Raw genomic sequence first — 24,594 nt, 5'->3', positions numbered from 1 at the left:
GCGGGCGGCCCCCGAGGTTCCGGGGGCCGCCCGCGGCGACGGGCCGGGGCTGCTCAGGACCCGCGGCGCTCCGCTTCGTCGGCGCTGGGCGGCAGGGCGATCCCGTGCTGGGCGGCGAGCCGGAGGAGTCCGGCGATCCGGCCCTCGTACGCCTGGACGCCGTCGGCGTCCTCCGCGGTCCGGGCCGCCGCGAGTTCCTTGCGGGCCTGGGCGAGCTGCTCACGCAGCTCCTGGTCGAACATCGCTGTCATTGCCGGCCTCCACCGGTCGGTGCCGCTCCAGGGCATGCTCGGGGCAGTTCAGAGTCTACGAAGATGAAGAACTCTTCAAGTCTCGCCCCTGTGGCGCCCGGGTGGCGTTGCCCGCTGCCCGCTGCCCGCCGGTCCCGAGGCGCTGTTGGTGTGCCGTCGGGGCGTGCGGCGGGCGTGCGTGCGCCCTTGTTGTGCTAGCACTTCAGCGCTAGCTTGAATTTCATGGGTAAGAAACAGCTGAACGTCCGGGTGGACGCCACCACCGCGGAGATGGCCCGGGAGCGGGCGGAGCAGCAGGGGATCAGCATGAACCAGTACATCGAGCGCCTGGTCCAGCAGGACATGGGCGAGGCCGGGCGGGCGTTCGTCGACGCCGCCGCGCAGTTCATGAAGGAGTACGAGACGGCCTTCCTCGCCGAGTTCGGCGAGCGCGGCGACCTCCAGGACGTGCGGCGTTGAACCTGGAGGTCGACCTCTCGTGGCTGCTCATGACAGCCGAGCAGTACACGCCCGGTGATCCGCAGGTCACCGACTACGGGTCGCTGCTCGCGGCGGTGGCCCGCCATCAGGCCGAGATCTTCGACATCGCCGTCTACCCCGAACCACAGGACCGCGCCGCCGCCCTGATGCACCAGCTCATCCGGGTGCCGGCCCTGGAGAAGACCAACGAACTGTTCGCCACCGCGGTCGCCTACGCCTACCTGGTGGCCAGCGGCTGCACGGTCGCGACCACCGCCCGCGAGGTGCGCAGCCTCGCCCGGGCCATCCGCGAGGGGCGGCTCGGCGTGTCCGGGGTCGCCGAGCGGCTGGCCGCCTGGGTGGTGGACGAGGCCGAGGGCGAGGACGTCAGCGGTGAGGACGGCGAGGAGTAGGGCCGGGGCCCGTCGGGCGGGTGTCGGACCTCGGGTGGTGGGCCTGCCGGCGCCGGCAGGCCCACCACCCGGCGCCGGGGGAGCGGCCGGTCAGGCCCCGGCCGGCTCCGTCGCGGCCGGCTCGGTCGTGGCGGACTCGGTCGCGGCGGGCCCGGTCGTGACCGGCTCGGCGATCAGGGCGGTCGCGAACGGGCGGAAGCCCGCCCGGCGGTAGATCCGGGCGACGTCCTCGTCGGCGGCGGAGAGGAAGACCGTCCGCACGCCGTTCGCCCGCGCGTGGGAGACCAGCGCCGCCGTCACCGCCAGGCCGAGGCCGCGCCGGCGTGCCGACGGCAGGGTGCCGACACCGGCCACCTCGGTGACTGTGCCGACCGGGTTGTGCTGGCCGGCGCAGAGCGCCGTACCGTCCTGGACGGCCGCGGCGAGCACGGTGCGGCCGGCGGCGATCCGCCCGGCGATCCGCGCGACCGCTCCGTCTGCCGCCAACTGCTCGGCGGTCACGGCCAGTTCGTCGGGTCCGGCCAGGCCGAGGCCGGTGCCCGGCTCGCCGAACGCCAGGTGCGGGACGGCCGTCGCGCTCGCGAGGTCCGGATCTCCGGGCGCCAGGACGCGCACCGACACCTCCGCGGGCAGTGCGGGCCCCGGCGGGGCGGGCTCCTCGTCCGGGCCCAGCACCAGCAGCGGGTGCTCGTGCACCGCCAGTCCGGCCTCCTCCACGGCGGAGCGCAGCAGCGGATCGTGCTCGGCCACCCACTCGAAGGCCTGCGGTGCGCCCAGCTCGCGCTGGCGGGCCAGCACGCGCAGGACGTCCTCGGCGGTGACGGCCGGGCCGGTGTGGCCGAGCGTCGGGCGGGCGTAGTACGGCCAGCCCTCACCCTCGCGGACGAACAGGCTCAGCGGGCCGAAGTCCTCGACGCGGGCGGCGCTGCGCGGGACCGCGTCGTAGTAGCGCTCGATCTCGTCGAGGAGGGCGCGGCTGGCGGAATCAAGATCGACAGAAGTCACGCCGTGCATCCAAGCAGGCCTGTCGCGTTCCTGCCAGCGCTTTGCGGTCGGTCGGTGTACGGACGGTCCCGTGTGCCGGGGGGCCCGGGCATTTCGGACCGATTGTTGCCGAATGCTTACAGGCCGGGCGATCTTGCGTGCGGGCCCCGTGGCATCCTGGGGCTTTTACAGCTCCGCCGGAAGCCACGGCGGATGCCGGCACGGGGAGAGGCGAGGGGGACGACAGGCTCATGAGGCTCTGCTTTCTGGTCGAGGAGCACTACCGGCACGACGGCATGCCGCTCGACGTGGTGCGTCAACTCATCGCCTGGGGACACCGGGTGGACGTGCTGCGCCCCGGGAACTCGCTGATGGCGATCTCCGAGGCGGTGCGGGCCGGCAGCCATGACGCCTGGGTGCTCAAGACCGTCTCCGGCGGCCCCGGCCTGACCCTCCTGGAAGCGGCCGCCGCCGTCGGCCTCACCACCGTCAACGACGTCCGCTCCATCCGCGGCGTCCGGGACAAGGCGCTCGCCGCGGTGATCGCCCGCACCCGGGGCCTGCCCGTCCCGGTGACCTACGCCGCCGCCCGCTGGGAGCGGCTCGCCGAGATCCCGGCCTCCGAATACCCCCTGGTGGTCAAGCCCGCCGACGGCAGCTCCGGGCGGGCCGTGCGGCTCGTCCCCACCCCCGACCACCTCGTCGAACTGGGCCCCGAACTGGCCGGCGAGGGCTTGCTGATCGCCCAGCCGTACGTACCCAACTCCGGCACCGACCTCAAGGTGTACTGCGTCGACGGCGAGCTCTACGCGACCGAGCGCTGCTCCCCGCTCCACCCCGGCCAGGGCGTGCGCGAGCGGCAGGTGCCGCTCGGTGGCGACGTCGCGCGGATCGCCGCGCAGGTCGGCGAGGTGTTCGGCCTCGACCTCTACGGCGTCGACGTCCTGCTCGGTCCGGACGGACCGGTCGTCGTCGACATCAACGACTTCCCCAGCTTCCGCCAGGTGCCGGACGCGGTCGCCCGGGTCTCCCGCGCCGTGCTGCGGCTGGCCCGCACCGGTACGGCGGTCTCCGCTCCGGCGCCCGCGCTGGCCCAGGAGCCGACCGCGCCGGCGACGGAGGCGCAGGGTGCGGCCGTGGGCGCGGCCGTGGGCGCGGCCGTGGGCGTGGGCGGCGCGGGGCTGATCGACGGTCTGGGCCGCGCCGACCTCGTCAACGGCGCCGTGGGCGGCGCGATATGAGGATCTGCCTGATCGCCTCCGACCCGGGTCACCCGGTGCTCGCCGCCACCGCCGCCCTGCTGGCCCCCCAGCACCGGGTCGAGAGCCTCGACCCCGACCGCGGTGACACGCCGCCCGCCGAACTCCTCGGCTCCGGCCCGCTCGCCGACGTCTACCTGCTCAAGGCCCACACCCCGCGGGCCCTCGCGCTCGCCCGGCACCTGGAGGAGCGCGGCGCCCCCGTCGTCAACTCCGCCGCCGCGACCGCGTTCTGCCAGGACCGAACGGGCATGGCCGACCTCGCCCACCGGTCCGGCCTGCCGTTCGCCGACACCCGCACCGCCGCCGGCATCGCCGAACTGCCCGACCCCGACTACCCACTGGTGATCAAGAGCCGGCACAGTCGCCGGGGCGACCTCGTCGCCCGCGTCGACGACGCCACGCGGTTGCGCGCCCTCGCCGACCAGTGGCCCGACGAACCCGTGGTGGCCCAGCCCTACCTGGGGGGCACCGGCTGGGACCAGAAGATCTGGGTCGTCGACGGCCAGGTGTTCTGCGCCCGCCGACGCTCCGAACTCGCCGAACCCGCCGCCGAACCCGCCGGCGGCGGGGCGTTCGGCCCCCGGGAGCTGCCCGCCGACCGCGCCGAGCTGGCCCGCCGGGTCGGTGAGGTCTTCGGCCTCGACGTCTACGGCGTCGACCTGCTCGACGGTCCCGCCGAACCGGTGATCGTCGACATCAACGCCTTCCCCGGCATCCGCGGCCAGGCCGGTGCCCCCGAAGCACTCGCCGCGCTCGCCCTGCGCGTGGCTCGGCAGGGCGGCGGTCACCGCCTCCCGGCACAGCGGGAGGCGGAACGCGACACCGCCGGTCGTTAGGCTTGTCCTTTCCGGCCGGACCGCACGACCGGACGGCGAGAGAAGACGGACGTTGCTGCAGGACATCCAGCCCTACCTGGCCTGCCCGCACTGCGCGCAGGCCCTCACCCCCGACGGGCGCGCCCTGCGCTGCCCCACCGGGCACAGCTTCGACATCGCCAAACAGGGCTACGTCAGCCTGCTCGCCGGCGACGCGCACACCGGCACCGGTGACACCGCCGACATGGTCGCCGCCCGCAGCGACTTCCTCGCCGCCGGCCACTACCGCCCGATCGCCGACGCGCTCGCCGAAGCCGCCGCGGCCGTCGCCCCCGAAGGCCTGGTCGCCGACCTCGGCGCCGGCACCGGCCACTATCTCGCCCACGTCCTGGACGCCCTGCCCGACCGGCCCGGCGCCGCCCTCGACATCTCCAAGTACGCGCTGCGCCGCGCCGCCAGGGCCCACCCCCGGATCGGCGCCGTCGTGTGCGACGCCTGGCGCCCGCTGCCCCTGCTGGACGCCGCCGCCGGCCTCGTCCTCAATGTCTTCGCGCCGCGCAACGGCCCCGAGATCCGCCGGGTGCTGCGACCCGGTGCCACCCTGTTGCTGGTCTCGCCGACCCCGCGCCACCTGCGTGAACTCGTCGGCGCGCTCGGTCTGCTGTCGGTCGACGAGGAGAAGCAGCGCCGGATCGACGAGAAGCTCGGGCCCCACCTGACCCCGGCCGGGCGACAGGAGGTGGAGTTCGGGCTGCGGCTGTCCGCCGCCGACGTCCGCACGGTCGTCGGCATGGGCCCGAGCGCCTGGCACACCGACCGGGAGCGGCTGGCCGCCCGGCTCGCCGACCTGCCGGACCCGGTCGAGGTCACCGCCTCCGTGACGATCGCCGCCTACCGGCGCTGAGCGGGGCGTCCCGGGCCGAGGTGGTGGGGCCGGGCCGGCCCCGGCAACGCCGACTCCGGGGGCGGCGGTCGGTGGCGCCTCGTGCGGCGGCCTCTCCCGCCGGTTCGTGCGCCGGTTCGTGTGGCGGTTCGTGTGGTGCTCCGCGCGGCGCCTCATTGGGATGAATCTGGCGGGCAGGCACGTTTCTGCCGCCCGAGCGGCGGCTAACGTCCGACGGGTGAACCGCGACGCCACCCGGCCCGCCGTGCCGGCCCACCCCCATCAGCGGACCCCGGACCCCGGCCCGCCACCCGTGCAGCGCCCCTCCGTCGAGGAGGTCCGGCTCACCTCGTTCAAGTCCTACCGGCGCGCGGTCCTGCCGCTCGCGCCCCTGACCGTGCTCCACGGGCCCGCCGGCGTCGGCAAGTCCAACGCCCTCGACGCCCTCGCGGTCCTGTCCCGGCTCGCCCTAGGCGAGGAGATCACCGACTCCCTCGACGGTCTGCCCGGCCTCGGCGGTCCGCTGGCCACACCCGTCCGCGGCGGCCTGGCCGGCTGTGTCCCGCACGGCCGTGACGCCCTCATCCTCGGCTGCACCGTCCGCTCCGACGAGGGGCCGATCCGGCTGGAGCTCGTCATCCGCACCGACGGCCCGGTCCGGATCGCTCGCGAGCAGCTCACCCTCGACGGCCGGACCCTCGTCGAGACCGGCGAGCAGGACCTCCGCCGGCACCGTGTCAACGTCGGCTGGCACAACGACACCCGGCAGGGCGACATCCGCGCCCCCTTCCCCAACACCACCCTGATCACCGCCCAGATCCCCCTGCGGGTCGCCGGATCCTCACCCGGCGAACGCACCGTGCTGGCCGCCACCGAACAGGTGCTCACCGCCCTGCGCGAGGTCTTCCCCGTCCACCCCGTGCCCGGGCTGATGCGCGACTGGGCCCGCCCCGACCCGCAGGCCCGCCTGCTCAGCACCGCCGCCAACATCTCCGCCGTGATCGCCCGGCTCAGCAACGAGTGCGGCCGCCGCTACGGCCAGCTGCTCCGTGTCGTCCAGTCCGCCGCCCCGCACCCCCTGCTCGGACTCGACCTCGCCCACCGCGGCGCCGGCGCCGACGAACAGGTCCTCGCCGTCTTCGACGAAGGCGTCCTCGGCCGGACCGGCGCGGACCAGGCCTCCGACGGCATGCTGCGCCACCTCGCGTTCGCCGCCGTCCTGCTCACCGGCGCCGGAGTGCTCGACCTCGACGTGGCCGCCGAAGTGCCCTGGGCGCACCGGCAGCTCACCGTGCTGGCCGAGGACCTCGGCGCCGGGCTGGGCACCGAACAGGCGGCCTCGCTGCTGCGGCTGGCCCGGGAGATGGCCGGGCGCAACCAACTGCGGGTACTGGCCGCCCTCCAGGAGCCGGCCGCGGCGCGGGAGGCGCTCGGCGGGCCCGGCGAGCTGCCGCCGGGGGTCGCCCTCGTCGAGTGCCGGCGCGACCCGGACTCCGGGCACACCGTGCTGCGCACGGAGACCGTGCGGGTACCGGCCCAGGCCGCGCGCGGCGAGGGGGCGGTGACAGGGACGGGTCCGGGTGCGGGTTCGAGGGTCTCGGGCGCCTCGGGGGTCGCGGGGGTCGCGGGTTCTCCGCGACGGGCGGGCGCGGCCCTGGATGCGGTAGACCTGGGCGGGTGAGCGAACGAGAGACGGAACCTGCGGACCCGACCCTGGAGAGCCTGCGGCAGCGGCTGACGGAGTTCGCCGCGGCGCGCCGCTGGGAGCCCTTCCACACGCCCAAGAACCTGGCCGCGGCGCTGACCGTGGAGGCCGGGGAGCTACTGGAGATCTTCCAGTGGCTCACCCCCGAGCAGGCCGCCTCGGTGATGTCCGAACCGGACAGCGCGCACCGGGTACGGGACGAGGTCGCCGACGTCCTCGCGTACCTGCTGCAGTTCTGCACGGCGGTGGGCGTGGACCCGCTGACCGCCCTGGCCGCCAAGATCGAGCGCAACGAGCTGCGCTTCCCGGCGCCCGGGGGCGGGGCGAGGCCGGGGGCGGGATCCGGGGGCTGAGCCCGAACCTCGGCCGCGGCCGGGGCCTCGATCGGCGCCGGGGCCTTGACCGCGACCGGCGCCTCGATCGCGACCGGGGCCTTGACCGGGCCGGGGCCGTTGGGCCGCGCGCGCCCCGGCGCCCGGGTTGGCGTCAACCGGGGGAGGGGCGACCAACCCCTGCGAGGGACAAGAGTTGTCCACACCCCCGGGGTTGTCCACAGCTTCCGAAGTGGTGGCTGCGCCGATCCCTTCGTCAGCGCACGCTTTCGCCGTGACCAGGTGCCCACCCGTCGAACGACCGGGTGGGCGCGGTGAGAACGCGTGGAAGGGGTGGCCGCCGATGGAGGCGCTGCGACTGATCAAGACGGCCCGGCACGCCTTGGCCGAGGCCAGGAACGTGCCCGACGTGCTGCTGGAGGCGCGGCAGGCCGCGCTGCTCACCGAGGCGGTGGGTGCCCGGCTGGCGGAGCTGGACGAGGGCGGGCCGGACGACCCCGAGCTGGCCGGCCTCGGCCAGCAGCTGGCCGAGGCCGGTGCCCACGCGGCAGGGTGTCTCGACCAGTCCTGGGGCGATTCGTCCGCGCTGCTGGGGTTGGGCATCGGTGGGCGCGCCGGGCGGCTGACCGAGCTCGGGGCCGTCGGCCCCGCCCTTGAGGAGCTCCTCGGTCTGCTCCAGGACGTCGGCGAGACGCTCGTGGTGCTGGCCTGCGGAGCCGAGACCGAGAGCCTCTACTGGACGTGCATCGACGGGGTCGACGCCGGCGCCGAGTGCAAGGACGTGGTGGGACGGCTGCGGGAGGCCGTCCGACGGGCCGAGGGCGGTGAGGAGGCGGCGGGTGGTGCGGTCGATCCACCGCCGCTCCCGGCGCCGGCAGCCGAACCGGGATCGCCCTTACTGGTGGTCCGGCTCGGCCCGCCGGGGGACGGCGGGCCGGGGCGGGAGGCCCTGCGACCGGGCTACCGGCTGCCGGGCCCGGCCGGTGCGCCGGAGGTGTCCGTGCCAGTGGGGTAGGCGGCCGGGGCGGTGCTCCGTCCACCTGACGACTGCAGGTCGGCGAGGTCCGCGGTCACCGAGGCGAGCAGTTCCTGTATCCGTTCCAACAGACTCTTCGGGGTGGCGGCGCCGGCCTGCCCTCCGGCGGCCGACCGTGCGGGGTTGCCGGGGGACTGCGGCGCGGCAGGTGCCTCGGACCAGGGCTCGGACATGAGGGGACCTCTTCGGATCGGTGGTGCGGCATCAGGCGGTCGGCGGCAGGCCGACCGGCGAAGCGGGGTTGCGCGGCGCCTCGCCGACGGGTCCGACGCCCCGCCGCAGCAACCAACGACCCCGCTGCGGACGGGTCACCGGCCACCACCCGATGCGGTCCAACTCCCGTCGGCGGTAAGCCTCCAGGGTGAGCCGGGGTTGCCGTCGGGGAGCCGCCTCGGCTAGGCGGCGGCCGTGCGGGTCGACGGGTGGGGCTGGACGGGTGGGGCTGGAGGGCACGCGTCGACCGGTGGCAGGGCTGCCGGCGCCGGTTCGGCGCGGCGTTGGTAGGGCACGGCTGCCGGTTCGGCGCGGCGCTGGGCAGCCGGGGAGGGGGCATCGGGGAGGTGGGGAGTGGGAGGGGTGGGGGTGGGCCCCGAAGCCGGGCAGAAGCGAATCCGGGCAATCGCCCCGAACAGCCGAAAGCCCCGGCACCGCCGAAGCGGCGCCGGGGCCCGAGACCTCGAAGGAGGCGATCAGTTGTGCGCGTGGAGCTCGGCGTTCAGACCGCCCCAGGAGCCGGAGCGGGCGATGACCTCGACCGCGCCGGTCTGCGAGTTGCGGCGGAAGAGCAGGTTGTCCTGGCCGGACAGCTCCACCGCCTTCGCGACCTTGCCGTCCGGGGTGGTCACCCGGGTACCGGCGGTGACGTAGAGGCCGGCCTCGACCACGCAGTCGTTGCCCAGCGAGATGCCGATGCCGGCGTTGGCGCCGAGCAGGCAGCGCTCGCCGACCGCGACGACCTGCTTGCCGCCGCCCGACAGGGTGCCCATGATCGAGGCGCCGCCGCCGATGTCACTGTGGTCGCCGACCACGACGCCCGCACTGATCCGGCCCTCCACCATGGAGGTGCCCAGGGTGCCGGCGTTGAAGTTGACGAAGCCCTCGTGCATCACGGTGGTGCCGGCGGCCAGGTGCGCGCCGAGCCGGACGCGGTCCGCGTGCGCGATGCGCACGCCGGAGGGGGCGACGTAGTCGGTCATCCGGGGGAACTTGTCGATCCCGTACACGGCGAGCTGGCCGCCCTGGACGCGGACCGCCAGGCGGGCCTGCTCGACCTTGTCCACCTGCACCGGGCCGATGCTGGTCCACGCCACGTTGGCCAGGAGGCCGAACAGGCCGTCCAGGTTCTGGCCGTGCGGCTTCACCAGACGGTGGCTCAGCAGGTGAAGGCGCAGGTAGGCGTCGTGCGCGTCGATCGGCTTCTCGTCGAGCGAGGCGATCGTGGTACGCACGGCGACCACCTCGACGCCGCGGCGCGCATCGGCGCGCAGCGTCTCGGCGGCGCCGGCGCCCAGCTCGGTCTCGGCCTGCTCGGCGGTCAGGCGGACGGTGCCGGCGGGGCCGGGCTCGGCGGCCAGCGCGGGGGCGGGGTACCAGGTGTCGAGGATGGTGCCGTCGGCGGCGATGGTGGCCAGACCGGCAGCGACGGCGCCGCTTGCGAGGGAGGTGGATTCTGCAGTCACATCGTGCACGTTAACGAATACGGGCCGCCGGTGCCGAACACGCTCACCGTGCGGACGGGGTGGTGGGCCCTCCCGGGCCGCGGCGGTGCGGGCGCTGGGGGCGGTGGAGACGGGTTCCGGGGCAGGCCACCGGGCGGGTCCACCAGGGGGCCGTGCCGCCCCCGGCCGCGCAAAACCCCGTGCTCGGCGGGCGGGTACTGGGCAATACTCGGGCTGGTGTTCATGTCGATCTCCACCACCGGTACTCCCGAGAGCCCGGCCACCGACCTCGGTTTCCTGCTGCACAAACACCCTGGCAAGGTCCAGCGGTTCGGGACGTCGCACGGCGAGGCCCACGTCTTCTACCCGGAGGCGGGCGACGAGCTCTGCACGGCCGTCCTGCTGCTCGACATCGACCCGATCGCGCTGGTCCGCAGGGGCCGGGGCAAGGGCCGGGGCGGCTCGCCGGACTTCGCGCTCGCGCAGTACGTCAACGACCGTCCCTACGCGGCGTCCTCGCTGCTCGCGGTGGCCCTGCGGACGGTGTTCCGTACGGCGATGAAGGGTGTCTGCGAGACCCGCCCCGGGCTGGCCGACCGGCCCCGGCCGCTGCGGATCGCGCTGCCCGCCGTGCCCGCCAACGGAGCGGGCGAGGGCGGCGGGCCGGCCATGGTGGCCCGGCTGTTCGAGCCGCTGGGCTGGCAGGTCGAGGCGGTGGCGATCCCGCTGGACGAGTCGTTCCCCGAGTGGGGCGAGTCCCGCTACGTGCGGATCGAGCTGGCCTCCGCGACCGTCCGCCTCGCCGACGCGCTCCAGCAGCTCTACGTCCTCTTGCCGGTGCTCGACGGTGCCAAGCACTACTGGGTCGCCCCGGACGAGGTCGACAAGCTGCTCGCCGCCGGCGAGGGCTGGCTGGCCGATCACCCGGAGCAGGCCCTGATCGCCCGTCGGTACCTCGCGCGACGCTGGTCGCTCACCCGGACCGCGATCGAGCGCCTGGAGCTGGCCCGGCTCGCCGAGGCCGACGACCGCGAGGTCGAGGAGGTCGACAACGCGGTCGACGACACCGACCGCTCCGAGCCCGGAGCGGCGGACGCGCCCGGAGCCGAGCCGGCCGGCGAGGGACCGGCTGGCGAGGGACCGGCTCAGGAGGGCGCTCCGTCGAAGCAGCCCTCGCTCGCCGAGCAGCGCCGGGCGGCGATCCTGGCCGCCCTGCGCGAGGTCGGGGCGGCCTGGGTGGCCGATCTCGGCTGCGGGCAGGGCGAGCTGATCGGCGCGCTGCTCAAGGACACCCGGATCACCGAGGTGCTCGGCGTGGACGTGTCCGCCCGGGCACTGTCGGCGGCCGCCCGCAAGCTGCGGCTGGAGCGGATGCCGGAGCGTCAGGCGGGCCGGGTCACATTGGTCCAGGGCGCGCTGACGTACACCGACGCGCGGCTGAAGGGCTTCGACGCGGCGGTGCTCTGCGAGGTGATCGAGCATCTGGACCTGCCCCGGCTGCCGGCCCTGGAGTACTCGGTGCTCGGGGCGGCCCGGCCGGCGGCGGTCGTCGTCACCACGCCGAACGCCGAGTACAACGTCCGTTGGGAGAGCCTGCCGGCCGGCCACGTCCGGCATGCCGACCACCGCTTCGAGTGGGATCGTGAGCAGTTCCGCGCCTGGGCCGAGCGGGTGGCGCGGACGTACGGCTACACCGTCGTGATCCGTCCGGTCGGACCGGAGGACCCTGAAGTGGGGCCGCCGACCCAGCTCGCACTGTTCCGCATCGGCACCACGGCCGAGTCGACGGCCACCGACCCCGTACCTGTACGCACGACGCCCGAAGGGGGCGAGCCCCGATGACGACCGACGACGACGCGCAGTCCCCGAGCCCCACCGGGGCCGCACCCGCCGAGCCGGCCGTCACCGAGCCGGCCGTCACCGAGCCGGCCGTCACCGAGCCGGCCGTCACCGAGCCGGCCGTCACCGAGCCGGCCACCACCGCCGCCCCCGTGAAGGCGCGCCGCCTTCCGGTGACCGACGTCTCCCTCGTCGTCCTGATCGGCACCAGCGGCGCGGGCAAGTCCAGCTTCGCCCGCAAGCACTTCCTGCCCACCCAGGTGATCTCCTCCGACTTCTGCCGCGGCCTGGTGGCCGACGACGAGAACGACCAGTCCGCCTCCGCCGAGGCCTTCGACGTGCTGCACTACATCGTCGGCAAGCGCCTCGCCGCCGGCCGGCTGACCGTCGTGGACGCGACCAACGTCCAGTCGGAGGCCCGCAAGCAGTTGGTCCGGATCGCCCGCGACCACGACGTCCTGCCGATCGCTATCGTGCTGGACGTCCCGCCGGGCGTCTGCGCCGAGCGCAACCGGTCCCGGCCCGATCGCCAGCTGCCCGCGCACGTGGTCCCGCGCCAGCACCGCGAGCTGCGCCGTTCCGTGCGGGGTCTGGAGCGCGAGGGCTTCCGCAAGGTGCACGTCCTGCGCGGCGAGGCCGAGGTCGAGGCCGCCGAGATCGTGCCGGAGAAGCGCTTCAACGACCTGCGCCACCTGACCGGCCCGTTCGACATCGTCGGGGACATCCACGGCTGCCGCTCCGAGCTGGAGACCTTGCTCACCCGCCTCGGCTACGCCCTCGCGCGGGACGACGCCGGCCGTCCGGTGGACGCCGTCCACCCCGAGGGCCGCACCGCCGTCTTCGTCGGCGACCTGGTCGACCGCGGCCCGGACACGCCGGGTGTGCTGCGCCTGGTGATGGGTATGGTCGCGGCCGGCCACGCGGTCTGCGTGCCGGGCAACCACGAGAACAAGCTCGGCCGCGCGATGGACGGCAAGAAGGTCACCGTCTCGCACGGCCTCCAGGAGTCGCTGGACCAGCTGGCGGGGGAGTCGGAGGAGTTCCGCGCCGAGGTCCGGGCGTTCATGCGCGGCCTGGTCAGCCACTACCTGCTGGACGGCGGCGCCCTGGTGGTCTGCCACGCCGGCCTGCCGGAGAAGTACCACGGCCGGGCCTCCGGCCGGGTCCGCTCGCACGCGCTGTACGGGGACACCACCGGTGAGACCGACGAGTACGGCCTGCCGGTGCGCTACCCGTGGGCGGAGGAGTACCGGGGCAAGGCCCTGGTGGTCTACGGCCACACGCCGGTGCCGGTGGCGAGCTTCCTCAACAACACCATCTGCCTGGACACCGGTTGCGTCTTCGGCGGCAGCCTGACCGCGCTGCGCTACCCGGAGCGCGAGCTGGTGAGCGTCGGGGCGGAGCAGGAGTGGTACGCGCCGGTCCGGCCGATGAGCACGGACGCGCCGGGCTCGCGCGAGGGCCGTCCGTTGGACCTCGCGGACGTGGCGGGCCGTCGGGTGGTCGAGACCGCGCTGCACGGCCGGATCGCCGTCCGGGAGGAGAACGCGGCGGCCGCGCTGGAGGTGATGAGCCGGTTCGCGATCGACCCCCGGCTGCTCGCCTACCTGCCGCCGACCATGGCACCGAGCGCGACCTCGCGCCGCCCCGGCTACCTCGAACATCCGGAGGAGGCCTTCTTCGCCTACCGCGAGGACGGCGTTCGGCAGGTGATCTGCGAGGAGAAGCACATGGGCTCCCGCGCGGTGGTGCTGGTGGCCCGGGACGACACGGCGTTGGAGAAGCGGTTCGGGCTGGCCGGGCCGGGGGCGATCTGGACCCGCACCGGCCGGGCGTTCCTCGGCGACGACTGCCTGACCGCCGCCGTTCTGGGGCGGCTGCGGGCCGCGGCGGAGCGCTCCGGGCTCTTCGACGAGTTGCGGACCGGCTGGCTGCTGCTGGACGCCGAGCTGATGCCGTGGTCCCTCAAGGCCACCGAACTGCTGCGCCGCCAGTACGCGGCGGTCGGTGCGGCGGCTCGCGCGGCGCTGCCGCAGGTGCTCACCGCACTGGAGCAGGCGGCCGGACGCGGGCTCGACCTGTCGGCGTTGACGGCCCGCCAGCGGCAGCGCGCCGCCGACGCTCAGGCGTTCACCGAGGCGTACCGGCGGTACTGCTGGCCGACCGAGGGTCTGTCGGGCATCCGGCTGGCGCCGTTCCAGGTGTTGGCAGCCGAGGGGGCGAACCTCGCGGTGCGCCCGCACGACGAGCACCTCGCCTGGATCGACGGCCTGGTCGACGCCGACCACGCGGCCGAGCCGCAGGCCCCGGTCCTGCACCGGACGGGCCGGCTGCTGGTGGACACCGGTGACGAGACGTCCGTCGCCGCGGCCGTCGCCTGGTGGGAGGAGCTCACCGGGGCGGGCGGCGAGGGCATGGTGGTCAAGCCGCTGGCGTCGTTGGCCCGGGGCAAGGCCGGCGAGGGCCGCCCGGGCGGGCTGATCCAGCCCGGGGTCAAGGTCCGCGGCCGCGAGTACCTGCGGATCATCTACGGGCCGGACTACACCGAGTACCTGGACCAGCTGCGGCAGCGCTTCCTCGGGCACAAGCGCTCGCTGGCGCTGCGCGAGTACGCGCTCGGCCTGGAGGCGCTGGACCGGCTGGCGGCGGGTGAGCCGCTCTGGCGGGTGCACGAGCCGGTCTTCGCCGTCCTCGCGCTCGAGTCCGAGCCGGTCGACCCCCGGCTCTAGGCCGGCCCCTTTCCTGGGCCGGCGGTCCCCCAGGGCCGCCCGCCGTTCAGGGCAGGGCAGGTCACGTCACGAGGACGCCGGGAGGGCCCCGCGGTCACCCCGCGGGGCCCTCACCGGCCCCGGCCCGGTACCGTCGCCCGTCCCGGCACGTCCCGAGGCAGTGAGGCCCTCAGGCCCAGAGACCCTCAGGCCCCGAGCCCGGGGCGTGCGGCCCCAGCCGCGCCGAGGTGTCGCGAGGTCGTTGCATAGTAATTCCGAGCATCGTATAGAATTGCCACTTCGCCGTTTGTCCCCGTCACCCCAGGAGCCCGGCATGGCGTTCAACCTCCGGAACAGGCACTTCCTCAAGGAGCTCGACTTCACTCCCCAGGAGTTCCGCTTCCTGGTGGACCTCGCCGCCCGACTCAAGGCGGCGAAGTACGCGGGCACCGAGCAGCCCCGGCTGCGTGGCAAGAACATCGCGCTGATCTTCGAGAAGACCTCCACCCGGACGCGCTGCGCCTTCGAGGTCGCCGCCCACGACCAGGGCGCCACCACCACGTACCTGGACCCGTCCGGTTCGCAGATCGGCCACAAGGAGTCGATCAAGGACACGGCGCGGGTGCTCGGCCGGATGTTCGACGGCATCGAGTACCGGGGGCACGGTCAGGAGGTCGTCGAGGAGCTGGCCGCCCATGCCGGCGTCCCGGTCTGGAACGGCCTGACCGACGAGTGGCACCCCACCCAGTTGCTCGCCGATGTGCTGACCATCCAGGAGCACACCGCCAAGCCGCTGAACGAGGTGGCTCTCGCCTACCTCGGCGACGCCCGCTCCAACATGGGCAACTCGGTGCTGGTCACCGGCGCCCTGCTCGGCATGGACATCCGGATCGTCGCGCCCCGGGCGCTCTGGCCCGCCGAGGACGTCCGGAAGGCGGCCGACGTGCTCGCCGAATCGACCGGCGCCCGGATCACCCTCACCGAGGACGTCGACGCGGGCGTGGCCGGCGCCGACTTCCTCTACACCGACGTCTGGGTCTCGATGGGCGAGCCCAAGGAGGTCTGGGTCGAGCGGATCGAGCTGCTCAAGCCGTACCAGGTGTCGATGGACACCGTCCGGGCCACCGGCAACCCGGCCGTGAAGTTCCTGCACTGCCTGCCCGCCTTCCACGATCTGGGCACGGTGGTCGGGCGGCAGCTGCACGAGACGACCGGAATGGCCGAGCTGGAGTGCACCGACGAGCTGTTCGAGTCGAAGCACTCCATCGTCTTCGACCAGGCGGAGAACCGCCTGCACACCATCAAGGCCGTACTGGTCGCGACCCTCGGGGCCTGAGGTCCGGGCCGGATCGGCCCGGCCGGGGCGTCAGCGTGTCAGCTTCACGCAGGCGGCCCGGTCGCCCGCGGCGTGCCGGCTCGCCGGGGTGCCCGCGTGCAGGACCACCGAGCGGGCCTCGCCCGGCCGGGGGTGCCAGGCCACCGAGGCGGCGGCCGAGCCGGCGCCCCGGCCGTCGGTGCGCAGCGTCAGCCGCAGCTCGTTGCGGTCGTTGGCGTAGGCGGGGTCGGTGGACGGCTGCACCGGGTCCGGGACGTGCTGGTAGTGCGGGCCGGAGGCGGCCGGATCGGATCCGCACGTGCCGGTGTGCAGGTGTGCCGGGAACTCGCGGTCCGGAGCGAGCCCGGCCACGGTCAGGGTCAGCAGCGTCCGCCCGGGTACCGAGCGGTCGACCACCACGCGGACGTGCGAGCCGTACGGCACGAGGTCCGTGGCGTGGCTGATCGCGGTCGGCGGGACGAAGGCCGAGGCCGGGTCGAAGTCGGCCTCGACCACCGTGACCAGCGGGGTCTCGGGGCTGCCCGGGCCGCCGGAGCCACCGTTCTCGCCGGAGCCCACCGTCTCGGAGCCCCCGGCGACGTCGTAATCCCCGGAGCTCGGCGACGCCGGCGCGGTCTGGGCGGGCTGGGCGGTCCGGGCGAAGGGGGCGGGGGCGGCCGCGGCAGCGGTGGGCGCCAGCAGGGCGAGCGGGAGCAGGGCGGCGGCGATCGGACTGGGCATCGGCGGGCCTTCCGGGGGCAGGCGGAGCGGGACGCCCTGCTCAACGGCGGCCCGGGATGAACGGACACCCCCGGGAAGCGCCCGGTCTTCCGTGGTCGGCCCCACCCGACCCCCCGCCGCCCGACCTCCCACCGCCCGGCCCCACCCGACCGCCCCGCCGCCCGACCTCCCACCGCCCCCGTCCACCACTGGACGCCTGACCTTGGGGGCCGCGTCACGGGGGGTTCGGAAGGGATGTGCCGGGCATGGGCAGCGTGGAGGTGGTGCCGACGTGGCGGACGCGCCGCCATGCACTATGGTTTATCTCGACATCGAGATAACTGCCCATTACTCTATATCTCGACATCAAGATACTTGCCGAGAGGCGCTCACCGGCGGTGCGGGCAAGGTCAGCCTAAGTAAGGCTGACCTTACCACCGTGGCGGCCGGATACCGCACGAAGCACCTAGAAGGAGTCAGTCGTGTCCGCGAACAGCTTCGACGCCCGCAGCTCGCTGCAGGTGGGCGACGAGTCGTACGAGATCTTCAAGCTCTCCGCCGTCGAGGGTTCCAAGCGGCTGCCCTACAGCCTCAAGGTGCTGCTGGAGAACCTGCTCCGCACGGAGGACGGCGCGAACATCACCGCCGACCACATCCGCGCGCTCGGCAACTGGGACGCCGACGCCCAGCCGAGCCAGGAGATCCAGTTCACTCCGGCCCGTGTGATCATGCAGGACTTCACCGGTGTGCCGTGCGTGGTCGACCTCGCCACCATGCGTGAGGCCGTCAAGGAGCTGGGCGGCGACCCGGCCAAGATCAACCCGCTGGCCCCGGCCGAGCTGGTCATCGACCACTCCGTCATCGCCGACAAGTTCGGCACGCCGGACGCCTTCGTCCAGAACGTCGAGATCGAGTACGGCCGCAACAAGGAGCGCTACCAGTTCCTGCGCTGGGGCCAGACCGCGTTCGACGAGTTCAAGGTCGTCCCGCCCGGCACCGGCATCGTCCACCAGGTGAACATCGAGCACCTGGCCCGCACCATCATGGTCCGGGGCGGCCAGGCCTACCCCGACACCTGCGTCGGCACCGACTCGCACACCACCATGGTCAACGGCCTGGGCGTGCTGGGCTGGGGCGTCGGCGGCATCGAGGCCGAGGCCGCGATGCTCGGCCAGCCGGTCTCCATGCTGATCCCGCGCGTGGTCGGCTTCAAGCTCAACGGCCAGCTGCCGGCCGGCACCACCGCCACCGACCTGGTGCTCACCATCACCGAGATGCTCCGCAAGCACGGTGTGGTCGGCAAGTTCGTCGAGTTCTACGGCGAGGGCGTCACCGCGATCCCGCTGGCCAACCGCGCCACGATCGGCAACATGTCGCCGGAGTTCGGCTCGACCTGTGCGATCTTCCCGATCGACGCCGAGACCATCAACTACCTGAAGCTCACCGGCCGCAGCGAGCAGCAGCTCGCCCTGGTCGAGGCGTACGCCAAGGAGCAGGGCCTCTGGCACGACCCGTCGGTCGAGCCGGTCTACTCCGAGTACCTGGAGCTGGACGTCTCCACCGTCGTCCCGTCGATCTCCGGCCCGAAGCGCCCGCAGGACCGCGTGATCCTGGCCGAGGCCGCCACCAAGTTCGCCGAGGCGCTGCCGACCTACTCGGCCGAGGCCTCGAAGCCGACCGTGGTGACCGCCCCCGACGGTTCGACCTACGAGATCGACAACGGCGCGGTCGTGATCGCCTCGATCACCTCCTGCACCAACACCTCCAACCCCTCCGTCATGCTGGGCGCCGCCCTGCTGGCGAAGAAGGCCGTGGAGAAGGGCCTGACCGTCCAGCCCTGGGTCAAGACCACCCTGGCCCCCGGGTCCAAGGTCGTCATGGACTACTACGAGAAGGCCGGCCTGCTCCCGTACATGGAGAAGCTGGGCTTCAACCTGGTCGGCTACGGCTGCGTCACCTGCATCGGCAACTCGGGCCCGCTGCCCGAGGAGGTCTCGGCCGCCGTCAACGAGTCCGACCTGGCGGTCGTCTCGGTGCTCTCCGGCAACCGCAACTTCGAGGGCCGGATCAACCCCGACGTCAAGATGAACTACCTGGCCTCCCCGCCGCTGGTGGTCGCCTACGCCCTCGCGGGCAACATGAACATCGACATCACCCGCGACGCGCTGGGCCAGGACGCCGACGGCAACGACGTCTTCCTCGCCGACATCTGGCCGTCCGAGCAGGAGGTCGCCGACACCGTCGCCGGCTCCATCGACGAGGCCATGTTCGACAAGGGCTACCAGGACGTCTTCGCCGGTGACCACCGCTGGCAGTCGCTCCCCGTCCCGACCGGCAACACCTTCGAGTGGGACGCCGAGTCCACCTACGTTCGCAAGCCCCCGTACTTCGAGGGCATGGCCAAGACCCCGAGCCCGGTGACCGACATCGCCGGTGCCCGCGTCCTGGCCAAGCTGGGCGACTCGGTCACCACCGACCACATCTCCCCGGCCGGCAACATCAAGCCGGGCACCCCGGCGGCGCAGTACCTGACCGCCAACGGTGTGGAGAAGCGCGACTTCAACTCGTACGGCTCGCGCCGTGGCAACCACGAGGTGATGATCCGCGGCACGTTCGCCAACATCCGTCTGCGCAACCAGATCGCGCCGGGCACCGAGGGCGGCTACACCCGCGACTTCACCCAGGCCGACGCGCCGGTGTCGTTCATCTACGACGCCTCGCAGAACTACCAGGCCGCCGGCATCCCGCTGGTCGTCCTGGCCGGTAAGGAGTACGGCTCGGGTTCGTCCCGCGACTGGGCCGCCAAGGGCACCGCGCTGCTGGGCGTGAAGGCCGTCATCGCCGAGTCCTACGAGCGCATCCACCGCTCGAACCTGATCGGCATGGGCGTCCTGCCGCTGCAGTTCCCGGAGGGCCAGAACGCCGAGTCCCTCGGTCTGACCGGCGAGGAGACCTTCTCCTTCACCGGTGTGACCGAGCTCAACGAGGGCCGCACCCCGGTGACCGTCAAGGTCAAGGCCGGCGAGGTCGAGTTCGACGCGGTCGTGCGCATCGACACCCCCGGCGAGGCGGACTACTACCGCAACGGCGGCATCCTGCAGTACGTGCTGCGCAGCCTGATCGGCTGACCACCGCACGGGCGGCGGGGCTGAGGCCCCGCCGGTAGAGGGACGGTCAAGAGGCCGGATCGCGTCAACGCGGTCCGGCCTCTTGTATGTCCGGACCGAATGGACTAAACCTCTGTTTCAGCTTGGTCCAGACCATTTGACGCTGAATCAGAGAAAGCCGCAGGTCTTCTCCCATGCGCATGATCAGTCGCACCGCCGCCCTCCTCGCCGCCGCCACGGTGGCCGCCGCCCTCGCGGCCCCCGCGGCCCAGGCCCACGACCGTGACCACGGCCCGAAGCTGAAGGGACAGCGCGTCGGCTACTTCACCCAGTGGGGCGCCGACAGCTCCGCGAAGCGGGTACAGGAGTCCGGTCAGGCCGAGAAGCTCACCGTCATCAACTACGCCTTCGGCAACGTCTCCGCCGAGGGCACCTGCTTCGAGTCCAACGAGGCGGGCCAGGGCGACGCCCTCGACGACTACCAGCGCCCCTTCTCCGCCGCCGAGTCGGTGGACGGCGTCGCCGACCGCCCCGGCCAGAAGCTCAAGGGCCACTTCAACCAGCTGCGCAAGCTCAAGGCCGAGAACCCGCAGCTGAGGACGGTGATCTCGCTCGGCGGGTGGAGCTGGTCCAAGTACTTCTCGGACGCCGCCGCCACCGAGGAGTCCCGCAGGAAGTTCGTCTCCTCCTGCATCGACCTGTACATCAAGGGCGACCTGCCCCGGCTCGGCACCGCCGAGGGCGGCAAGGGCGTCGCGGCCGGTGTCTTCGACGGCATCGACCTCGACTGGGAGTACCCGGGCGGCGGCGGTGACGCCGGCAACGTGGTGCGGCCCGAGGACGGCCGCAACTTCACCCTGCTGGTGCAGGAGTTCCGCCGCCAGTTGGACCAGCTCGGCGGCCGCAGGGGCCCGCACTACCTGCTGACCGCGGCGGTGGCCGCCAACGAGACCGTGGCCGCCCGGCTGGAGCTGCCCACGCTCTCGCGCTCGATCGACTGGCTCAACCTGATGACCTACGACCTGCACGGCCCGTGGGAGGGCACCGGCCCGGCCGCCCACCACGCCAACCTGTACTCCGACTCTGATGACCCGTCGCCGCTGCGGCGCAGCGCCGACAAGGCGGTCGACTTCTACGCCCGGCACGGGCTGCCGGGCTCCAAGACCGTGCTCGGCGTGCCGTTCTACGCCCACGGCTGGACCGGGGTGCCGGCCGGTACGCGGGGCGGCCTGTACCAGCCGGCCACCGCGGCCACCGCCGACTTCACCTACAACGAGGTCTCCCGGCTGCCCGGCAAGGTCTACACCGACCGTGACCATGGCGCGTCCTGGAAGTACGACGGCACCGACTTCTACAGCTACGACAACGCCAAGGTGCTCACCCAGAAGGCCCGCTACACGCGGTGGAACGACCTCGCCGGGGTGATGGTCTGGTCGCTGGACGGCGACGACGCCGACGGCAGCGCGCTCGCCGCCCTGGACCGCGGCCTCCAGCGCGGCTGACCGGCACGACACCGGAGCCCCCCGCCGCGAGACGCGCGGCGGGGGGCTCCGGTACGGGCGGGGTGCCTCAGGCGCGGTCGCAGGCCCGCGCCCGCAGCGCCCGGGCCAGGTCGTCCCGGCGCTCCAGCACGAGCCGGCGCAGCGCGGGAGCCGCGTCCGGGTGGCCGGTCAGCCAGGCGTCCGCCTCGGCCAGCGTCTCCTCGCTGATCTGGGCCTGGGGGAAGAAGCCGCCGACGATCCGCATCGCGATCTCGATGGTCCGCTCGGACCAGACCCGCTCCAGCAGCTTGAAGTACGGCGCCGCGTACAGCGCGGTCAGGTCGCGGTGTGCGGGCAGCGCGAAGCCGGCGATGTTCGCCTCGACCAGCGCGTTGGGCAGTTCGTCCGAGTCGATCACGGCGGACCAGGCGGCGGCCTTGGCCTCCGGGGTCGGCCGGGCGGCCAGGCACTGGGTGTACTGGCGCTTGCCGCTGGCGGTGTTGTCGGCCGCCAGTTCCTCGGCGAGCTCCTCGTCCGAGGCCTGGCCGGCCGCGGCCAGCGCCAGCCGGAGCGCCCAGCGCAGCTCCTGGTCGACGTCCAGGCCGTCGACCCGGGCGGTGCCGGCGAGCAGGCCGCGGACCAGGCCCAGGTGCTCGGAGCCGTTGGCGGTCTGTGCCAGGAAACGGGCCCAGGCCAGCTGGTGGTCGCTGCCGGGGGCGGCGGCGCGCAGCTCGCGCAGTGCGCCGTCGGCCAGCAGCCGGCCGCCCTCGCCGCGCCAGGCCGGGTCGGCGTAGAGGTCGACGGCGCCCTTGGCCTGCAGGTGCAGCGACTGCAGCACACCGATGTTGGACTCCTGCCCGGCGAAGCGCAGCACCAGGGCGATGTAGTCGCGGGCCGGCATCAGGCCGTCCCGGGTCAGGTTCCACACCGCGGACCAGGCGAGCGCCCGGGCCAGGTCGTCGTCGAGGTCGCCGAGACCGGCGCGCAGCGTCTCCAGCGACTCGGCGTCGAAGCGGATCTTGCAGTACGTCAGGTCGTCGTCGTTCAGCAGCACCAGCGCGGGCCGGGCCCGGCCGACGGCTTCGGCGACGACGGTGCGGGCGCCGGTGACGTCCAGCTCGATCCGCTCGGTGCGCACCAGGGCGCCGTCGGCGTCCCGGTCGTAGAGGCCGACGGCGATCCGGTGCGGGCGCAGGGTGGCTCCGTTCCCGGCGTCCTGGACGACGGCGAGTTCGGTGATCCGGCCCTCGGCGTCCACGGTGACCTGCGGGGTCAGCGAGTTGACGCCGGCGGTCTGCAGCCAGGCGGCGGCCCAGGACTTGAGGTCGCGGCCGCTGGTCTCCTCCAGGATGTCCAGCAGGTCGGCGAGTTCGGTGTTGCCGAAGGCGTGCCGCTTGAAGTAGCGGCGGGCGCCCTCGAAGAAGGCCTCCGAACCGACGTACGCCACCAACTGCTTGAGCACCGAGGCGCCCTTGGCGTAGGTGATGCCGTCGAAGTTGAGCTTGGCGTCCTCCAGGTCCCGGATGTCCGCGGTGATCGGGTGGGTGGTCGGGAACTGGTCCTGCCGGTAGGCCCAGGCCTTGCGCTGGTTGGCGAAGGTGATCCAGGCGGAGGAGTAGCGGGTACGGGCGCCGATCAGCGCGTAGGAGCCCATGAAGTCGGCGAAGGACTCCTTCAGCCACAGGTCGTCCCACCAGCGCATGGTGACCAGGTCGCCGAACCACATGTGCGCCATCTCGTGCAGGATGACGTTGGCCCGGCCCTCGTAGGCGGCGTCGGTGACCTTCGAGCGGAAGATGAACTCCTCGCGGAAGGTGACGCAGCCCGGGTTCTCCATCGCGCCGATGTTGTACTCGGGCACGAAGGCCTGGTCGTACTTGCCGAACGGGTACGGGTAGTCGAACTCCTCGTGGAAGAAGTCGAGTCCGAGCTTGGTGACGCCGAGGATCTCGTCGGAGTCGAAGTACGGCGCGAGCGACTTGCGGCACAGCGCGGCGAGCGGGATCTCCAGGGTGGTGCCGTCGGCCAGCGTGCGGCTGTAGTGGTCGGTGGCCACGTGGTACGGGCCGGCGACCACCGCGGTGAGGTAGCTGGAGATCGGCTGCGTCGGCGCGAACCGCCAGGTGCGGGCGGCGCCTTCGGTGCTCACCTGCTCGTGCACGGCGTTGGAGCGGACGTCCCACGCGGCGGGCGCGGTGACGGTGAAGGAGAACGGGGCCTTCAGGTCGGGCTGCTCGAAGGTGGCGAACACCCGTCGCGCGTCGGCCGGCTCGTAGTGGGTGTAGAGGTAGGTCTCGCCGTCCACCGGGTCGGTGAAGCGGTGCAGGCCCTCGCCGGTGCGGCTGTACGCGCAGTCGGCGTCCACCACGAGGACGTTCCGCTCCGCGAGGCCGTCGACGTGCACCCGGGCGCCGTCGAAGGCGGTGGCCGGGTCGAGCGCGCGGCCGTTCAGGGTGACCGCGCGGACGGCGCTCGCCAGCAGGTCGAGGAAGGTCGCGGCGCCCGGCTCGGTGCAGCGGAAGGCGATCGTGGTGGTGGAGCGGAAGGTGGCGGCCGCCGGGTCGGGGGCCGACGTCACGTCCAGCCGGACCTGGTAACTGTCCACGGCCAGGATGCTGGCCCGCTGCTGGGCTTCGTCGCGGCTCAGGTTCTTGCCCGGCACGGCGGTACTCCTTTGTCCGGCTCGCACGGTCGTGCGGTGTTCACTGGTGCGGTGGGGTGTTGCGCGTTGTGGTGCTGCGGGGCATCCTTTCACGCCCTCCGCGCCGGTACCATTGCACAAACCGGGGCGCCGGTTCGGAATCAGCGGCGCCCTGCGGGCGTTCGGGATCGGATGGACCCCTTGTCGGGGCCACCCCGCATCTCACCGAAGGACGACAGCCGTGACGACTGCCGCTGAGCGCAAGACCGCCGACTTCTGGTTCGACCCGGCCTGCCCGTGGGCCTGGATGACGTCCCGCTGGCTGATCGAGGTCCAGCAGCTGCGCCCGGTGGACGTGAACTGGCACGTGATGAGCCTGTCGGTGCTGAACGAGCACCGCGACCTCCCGCAGGACTACCGCGAGCTGCTGGACAGTGCCTGGGGCCCGGTCCGGGTCTGCATCGCCGCCGCCCAGCAGCACGGCGACGAGGTCCTCGGCCGGCTCTACACCGAGCTGGGCACCCGTTTCCACAACCAGGGCCTGCCCCGGACCCGCGAGACCGTCGAGGCGGCGCTGGTCGCGGCGGGCCTGCCGGCCGAGCTGGCGGACGCCGCCGACTCGGAGGCGTACGACGAGGCCCTGCGCGCCTCCCACAAGGAGGGCATCACCCTGGTCGGCGAGGACGTCGGCACCCCGGTGATCGCGGTCGAGGGCGCGGACGGCGAGCGGGTGGCCTTCTTCGGCCCCGTGGTCACCCCGGCCCCGCGCGGCGAGGCCGCCGCCCGGCTCTGGGACGGCACCCTGCTGGTCGCGTCGACCCCGGGCTTCTACGAGATCAAGCGCACCCGGACCGCGGGCCCGTCCTTCGAGTAGGCGCGCGGCACGAGCGCGAACATGTTCGTTAGGTTGGAGGGGTGGCCCCGGCGAGGAGGGCCGCGGTGCCATCCCCACCCCCCGGAGACCCTATGAACACGCACCACCCCA

Annotated in this window: 19 protein-coding genes; 14 read left to right on the top strand and 5 right to left on the bottom strand. The window is 73.3% G+C overall.

All coding sequences use genetic code 11. The annotated features are described in order from the left end of the window. Positions 1–53: 53 nt before the first annotated feature. A complete protein-coding gene (locus tag AB0J08_RS31555) occupies positions 54–251 on the bottom strand; it encodes a hypothetical protein (protein ID WP_360641272.1) in 198 nt (65 codons plus the stop codon). Positions 252–473: 222 nt separating this feature from the next. On the opposite strand from AB0J08_RS31555, the gene AB0J08_RS31550 reads away from it, so the two are divergent. After that, on the top strand, positions 474–710 hold the full coding sequence (locus AB0J08_RS31550; protein ID WP_360641271.1) for a toxin-antitoxin system HicB family antitoxin: 237 nt from the start codon (positions 474–476) through the stop codon (positions 708–710). Then, positions 707–1,123 (top strand): fic family toxin-antitoxin system, toxin component, encoded by a 417-nt coding sequence (locus AB0J08_RS31545; RefSeq protein WP_360641270.1) that lies wholly within the window; start codon positions 707–709, stop codon positions 1,121–1,123. Before AB0J08_RS31550 ends, AB0J08_RS31545 begins: the two co-directional genes overlap by 4 nt. Positions 1,124–1,213: 90 nt before the next feature. Here the strand turns inward: AB0J08_RS31545 and AB0J08_RS31540 are convergent, their stop codons facing one another. Then, positions 1,214–2,128: a GNAT family N-acetyltransferase gene (locus tag AB0J08_RS31540; RefSeq protein ID WP_360641269.1), complete on the bottom strand. Its 915-nt coding sequence runs from the start codon at positions 2,126–2,128 to the stop codon at positions 1,214–1,216. Positions 2,129–2,358: 230 nt separating this feature from the next. Between AB0J08_RS31540 and AB0J08_RS31535 the strand changes: the two genes are divergently transcribed. The 6 genes from AB0J08_RS31535 (at position 2,359) to AB0J08_RS31510 (ending at position 8,119) form a co-directional block, all read left to right on the top strand. Then, a complete protein-coding gene (locus AB0J08_RS31535; protein ID WP_360641268.1) occupies positions 2,359–3,348 on the top strand; it encodes a hypothetical protein in 990 nt (329 codons plus the stop codon). After that, on the top strand, positions 3,345–4,205 hold the full coding sequence (locus AB0J08_RS31530) for an alpha-L-glutamate ligase (RefSeq protein ID WP_360641267.1): 861 nt from the start codon (positions 3,345–3,347) through the stop codon (positions 4,203–4,205). The genes AB0J08_RS31535 and AB0J08_RS31530 overlap by 4 nt, the downstream gene beginning before the upstream one ends. Before the next feature lie 52 nt (positions 4,206–4,257). After that, positions 4,258–5,088 carry a putative RNA methyltransferase gene (locus tag AB0J08_RS31525; protein WP_360641266.1) on the top strand — a complete coding sequence of 277 codons (831 nt, stop codon included), beginning with the start codon at positions 4,258–4,260 and terminating at the stop codon, positions 5,086–5,088. A 217-nt stretch (positions 5,089–5,305) separates the two neighbouring features. After that, a complete protein-coding gene (locus AB0J08_RS31520) occupies positions 5,306–6,748 on the top strand; it encodes an ATP-binding protein (RefSeq protein WP_360641265.1) in 1,443 nt (480 codons plus the stop codon). Beyond that, positions 6,745–7,125, top strand: a complete 381-nt coding sequence (locus AB0J08_RS31515; protein ID WP_360641264.1) for a nucleotide pyrophosphohydrolase — start codon at positions 6,745–6,747, stop codon at positions 7,123–7,125. Before AB0J08_RS31520 ends, AB0J08_RS31515 begins: the two co-directional genes overlap by 4 nt. 322 nt (positions 7,126–7,447) lie before the next feature. Then, positions 7,448–8,119, top strand: coding sequence for a DUF6099 family protein (locus tag AB0J08_RS31510; RefSeq protein ID WP_360641263.1), 672 nt, complete (start codon positions 7,448–7,450; stop codon positions 8,117–8,119). A gap of 710 nt (positions 8,120–8,829) precedes the next feature. Here the strand turns inward: AB0J08_RS31510 and dapD are convergent. Then, the gene (gene dapD / locus AB0J08_RS31505) at positions 8,830–9,828 is read right to left on the bottom strand and encodes a 2,3,4,5-tetrahydropyridine-2,6-dicarboxylate N-succinyltransferase (protein WP_360641262.1); all 999 of its coding nucleotides are present in this window, start codon (positions 9,826–9,828) and stop codon (positions 8,830–8,832) included. 207 nt (positions 9,829–10,035) lie between these two features. Between dapD and AB0J08_RS31500 the strand changes: the two genes are divergently transcribed. The 3 genes from AB0J08_RS31500 to argF all read left to right on the top strand — a co-directional run bounded on the left by AB0J08_RS31500 (position 10,036) and on the right by argF (position 15,681). Beyond that, positions 10,036–11,640 (top strand): 3' terminal RNA ribose 2'-O-methyltransferase Hen1, encoded by a 1,605-nt coding sequence (locus tag AB0J08_RS31500; protein ID WP_360641261.1) that lies wholly within the window; start codon positions 10,036–10,038, stop codon positions 11,638–11,640. Next, the gene (locus tag AB0J08_RS31495; protein WP_360641260.1) at positions 11,637–14,366 is read left to right on the top strand and encodes a polynucleotide kinase-phosphatase; all 2,730 of its coding nucleotides are present in this window, start codon (positions 11,637–11,639) and stop codon (positions 14,364–14,366) included. The genes AB0J08_RS31500 and AB0J08_RS31495 overlap by 4 nt, the downstream gene beginning before the upstream one ends. Positions 14,367–14,679: 313 nt before the next feature. After that, positions 14,680–15,681, top strand: a complete 1,002-nt coding sequence (gene argF / locus AB0J08_RS31490; RefSeq protein ID WP_360641259.1) for an ornithine carbamoyltransferase — start codon at positions 14,680–14,682, stop codon at positions 15,679–15,681. 30 nt (positions 15,682–15,711) lie between these two features. On the opposite strand, the gene AB0J08_RS31485 is transcribed toward argF, so the two are convergent. After that, on the bottom strand, positions 15,712–16,401 hold the full coding sequence (locus tag AB0J08_RS31485; RefSeq protein ID WP_360641258.1) for a superoxide dismutase family protein: 690 nt from the start codon (positions 16,399–16,401) through the stop codon (positions 15,712–15,714). Positions 16,402–16,862: 461 nt separating this feature from the next. Between AB0J08_RS31485 and acnA the strand changes: the two genes are divergently transcribed. Together acnA and AB0J08_RS31475 are read left to right on the top strand one after the other, a co-directional pair. Further along, on the top strand, positions 16,863–19,508 hold the full coding sequence (gene acnA, locus AB0J08_RS31480; RefSeq protein WP_360641257.1) for an aconitate hydratase AcnA: 2,646 nt from the start codon (positions 16,863–16,865) through the stop codon (positions 19,506–19,508). Positions 19,509–19,681: 173 nt separating this feature from the next. Then, the gene (locus tag AB0J08_RS31475) at positions 19,682–20,989 is read left to right on the top strand and encodes a glycoside hydrolase family 18 protein (RefSeq protein ID WP_360641256.1); all 1,308 of its coding nucleotides are present in this window, start codon (positions 19,682–19,684) and stop codon (positions 20,987–20,989) included. Positions 20,990–21,056: 67 nt separating this feature from the next. Here the strand turns inward: AB0J08_RS31475 and pepN are convergent, their stop codons facing one another. Then, complete coding sequence (gene pepN, locus AB0J08_RS31470) at positions 21,057–23,630, bottom strand: aminopeptidase N (RefSeq protein WP_360641255.1); 2,574 nt, start codon at positions 23,628–23,630, stop codon at positions 21,057–21,059. Between the two features lie 220 nt (positions 23,631–23,850). Here pepN and AB0J08_RS31465 point away from each other — a divergent pair, with 220 nt between their 5' ends. Beyond that, complete coding sequence (locus tag AB0J08_RS31465; RefSeq protein ID WP_360641254.1) at positions 23,851–24,483, top strand: DsbA family protein; 633 nt, start codon at positions 23,851–23,853, stop codon at positions 24,481–24,483. Positions 24,484–24,594 lie beyond the last annotated feature (111 nt).

It is taken from the genome of Kitasatospora sp. NPDC050463, from assembly GCF_040655255.1.
Taxonomy (GTDB): domain Bacteria; phylum Actinomycetota; class Actinomycetes; order Streptomycetales; family Streptomycetaceae; genus Kitasatospora.
Note: the sequence above shows the minus strand (reverse complement) of the source record. Positions and strands in the feature narration are given on the sequence as shown.

Excerpts from the sequence above, each read along its gene's own strand:
- AB0J08_RS31550 (WP_360641271.1), top strand. The coding sequence starts at position 474 with ATGGGTAAGAAACAGCTGAACGTCCGGGTGGACGCCACCACCGCGGAG.
- AB0J08_RS31495 (WP_360641260.1), top strand. The coding sequence starts at position 11,637 with ATGACGACCGACGACGACGCGCAGTCCCCGAGCCCCACCGGGGCCGCA.
- AB0J08_RS31535 (WP_360641268.1), top strand. The coding sequence starts at position 2,359 with ATGAGGCTCTGCTTTCTGGTCGAGGAGCACTACCGGCACGACGGCATG.
- AB0J08_RS31485 (WP_360641258.1), bottom strand. The coding sequence starts at position 16,401 with ATGCCCAGTCCGATCGCCGCCGCCCTGCTCCCGCTCGCCCTGCTGGCG.
- AB0J08_RS31555 (WP_360641272.1), bottom strand. The coding sequence starts at position 251 with ATGACAGCGATGTTCGACCAGGAGCTGCGTGAGCAGCTCGCCCAGGCC.
- AB0J08_RS31530 (WP_360641267.1), top strand. The coding sequence starts at position 3,345 with ATGAGGATCTGCCTGATCGCCTCCGACCCGGGTCACCCGGTGCTCGCC.
- argF (WP_360641259.1), top strand. The coding sequence starts at position 14,680 with ATGGCGTTCAACCTCCGGAACAGGCACTTCCTCAAGGAGCTCGACTTC.
- AB0J08_RS31510 (WP_360641263.1), top strand. The coding sequence starts at position 7,448 with ATGGAGGCGCTGCGACTGATCAAGACGGCCCGGCACGCCTTGGCCGAG.
- AB0J08_RS31475 (WP_360641256.1), top strand. The coding sequence starts at position 19,682 with ATGCGCATGATCAGTCGCACCGCCGCCCTCCTCGCCGCCGCCACGGTG.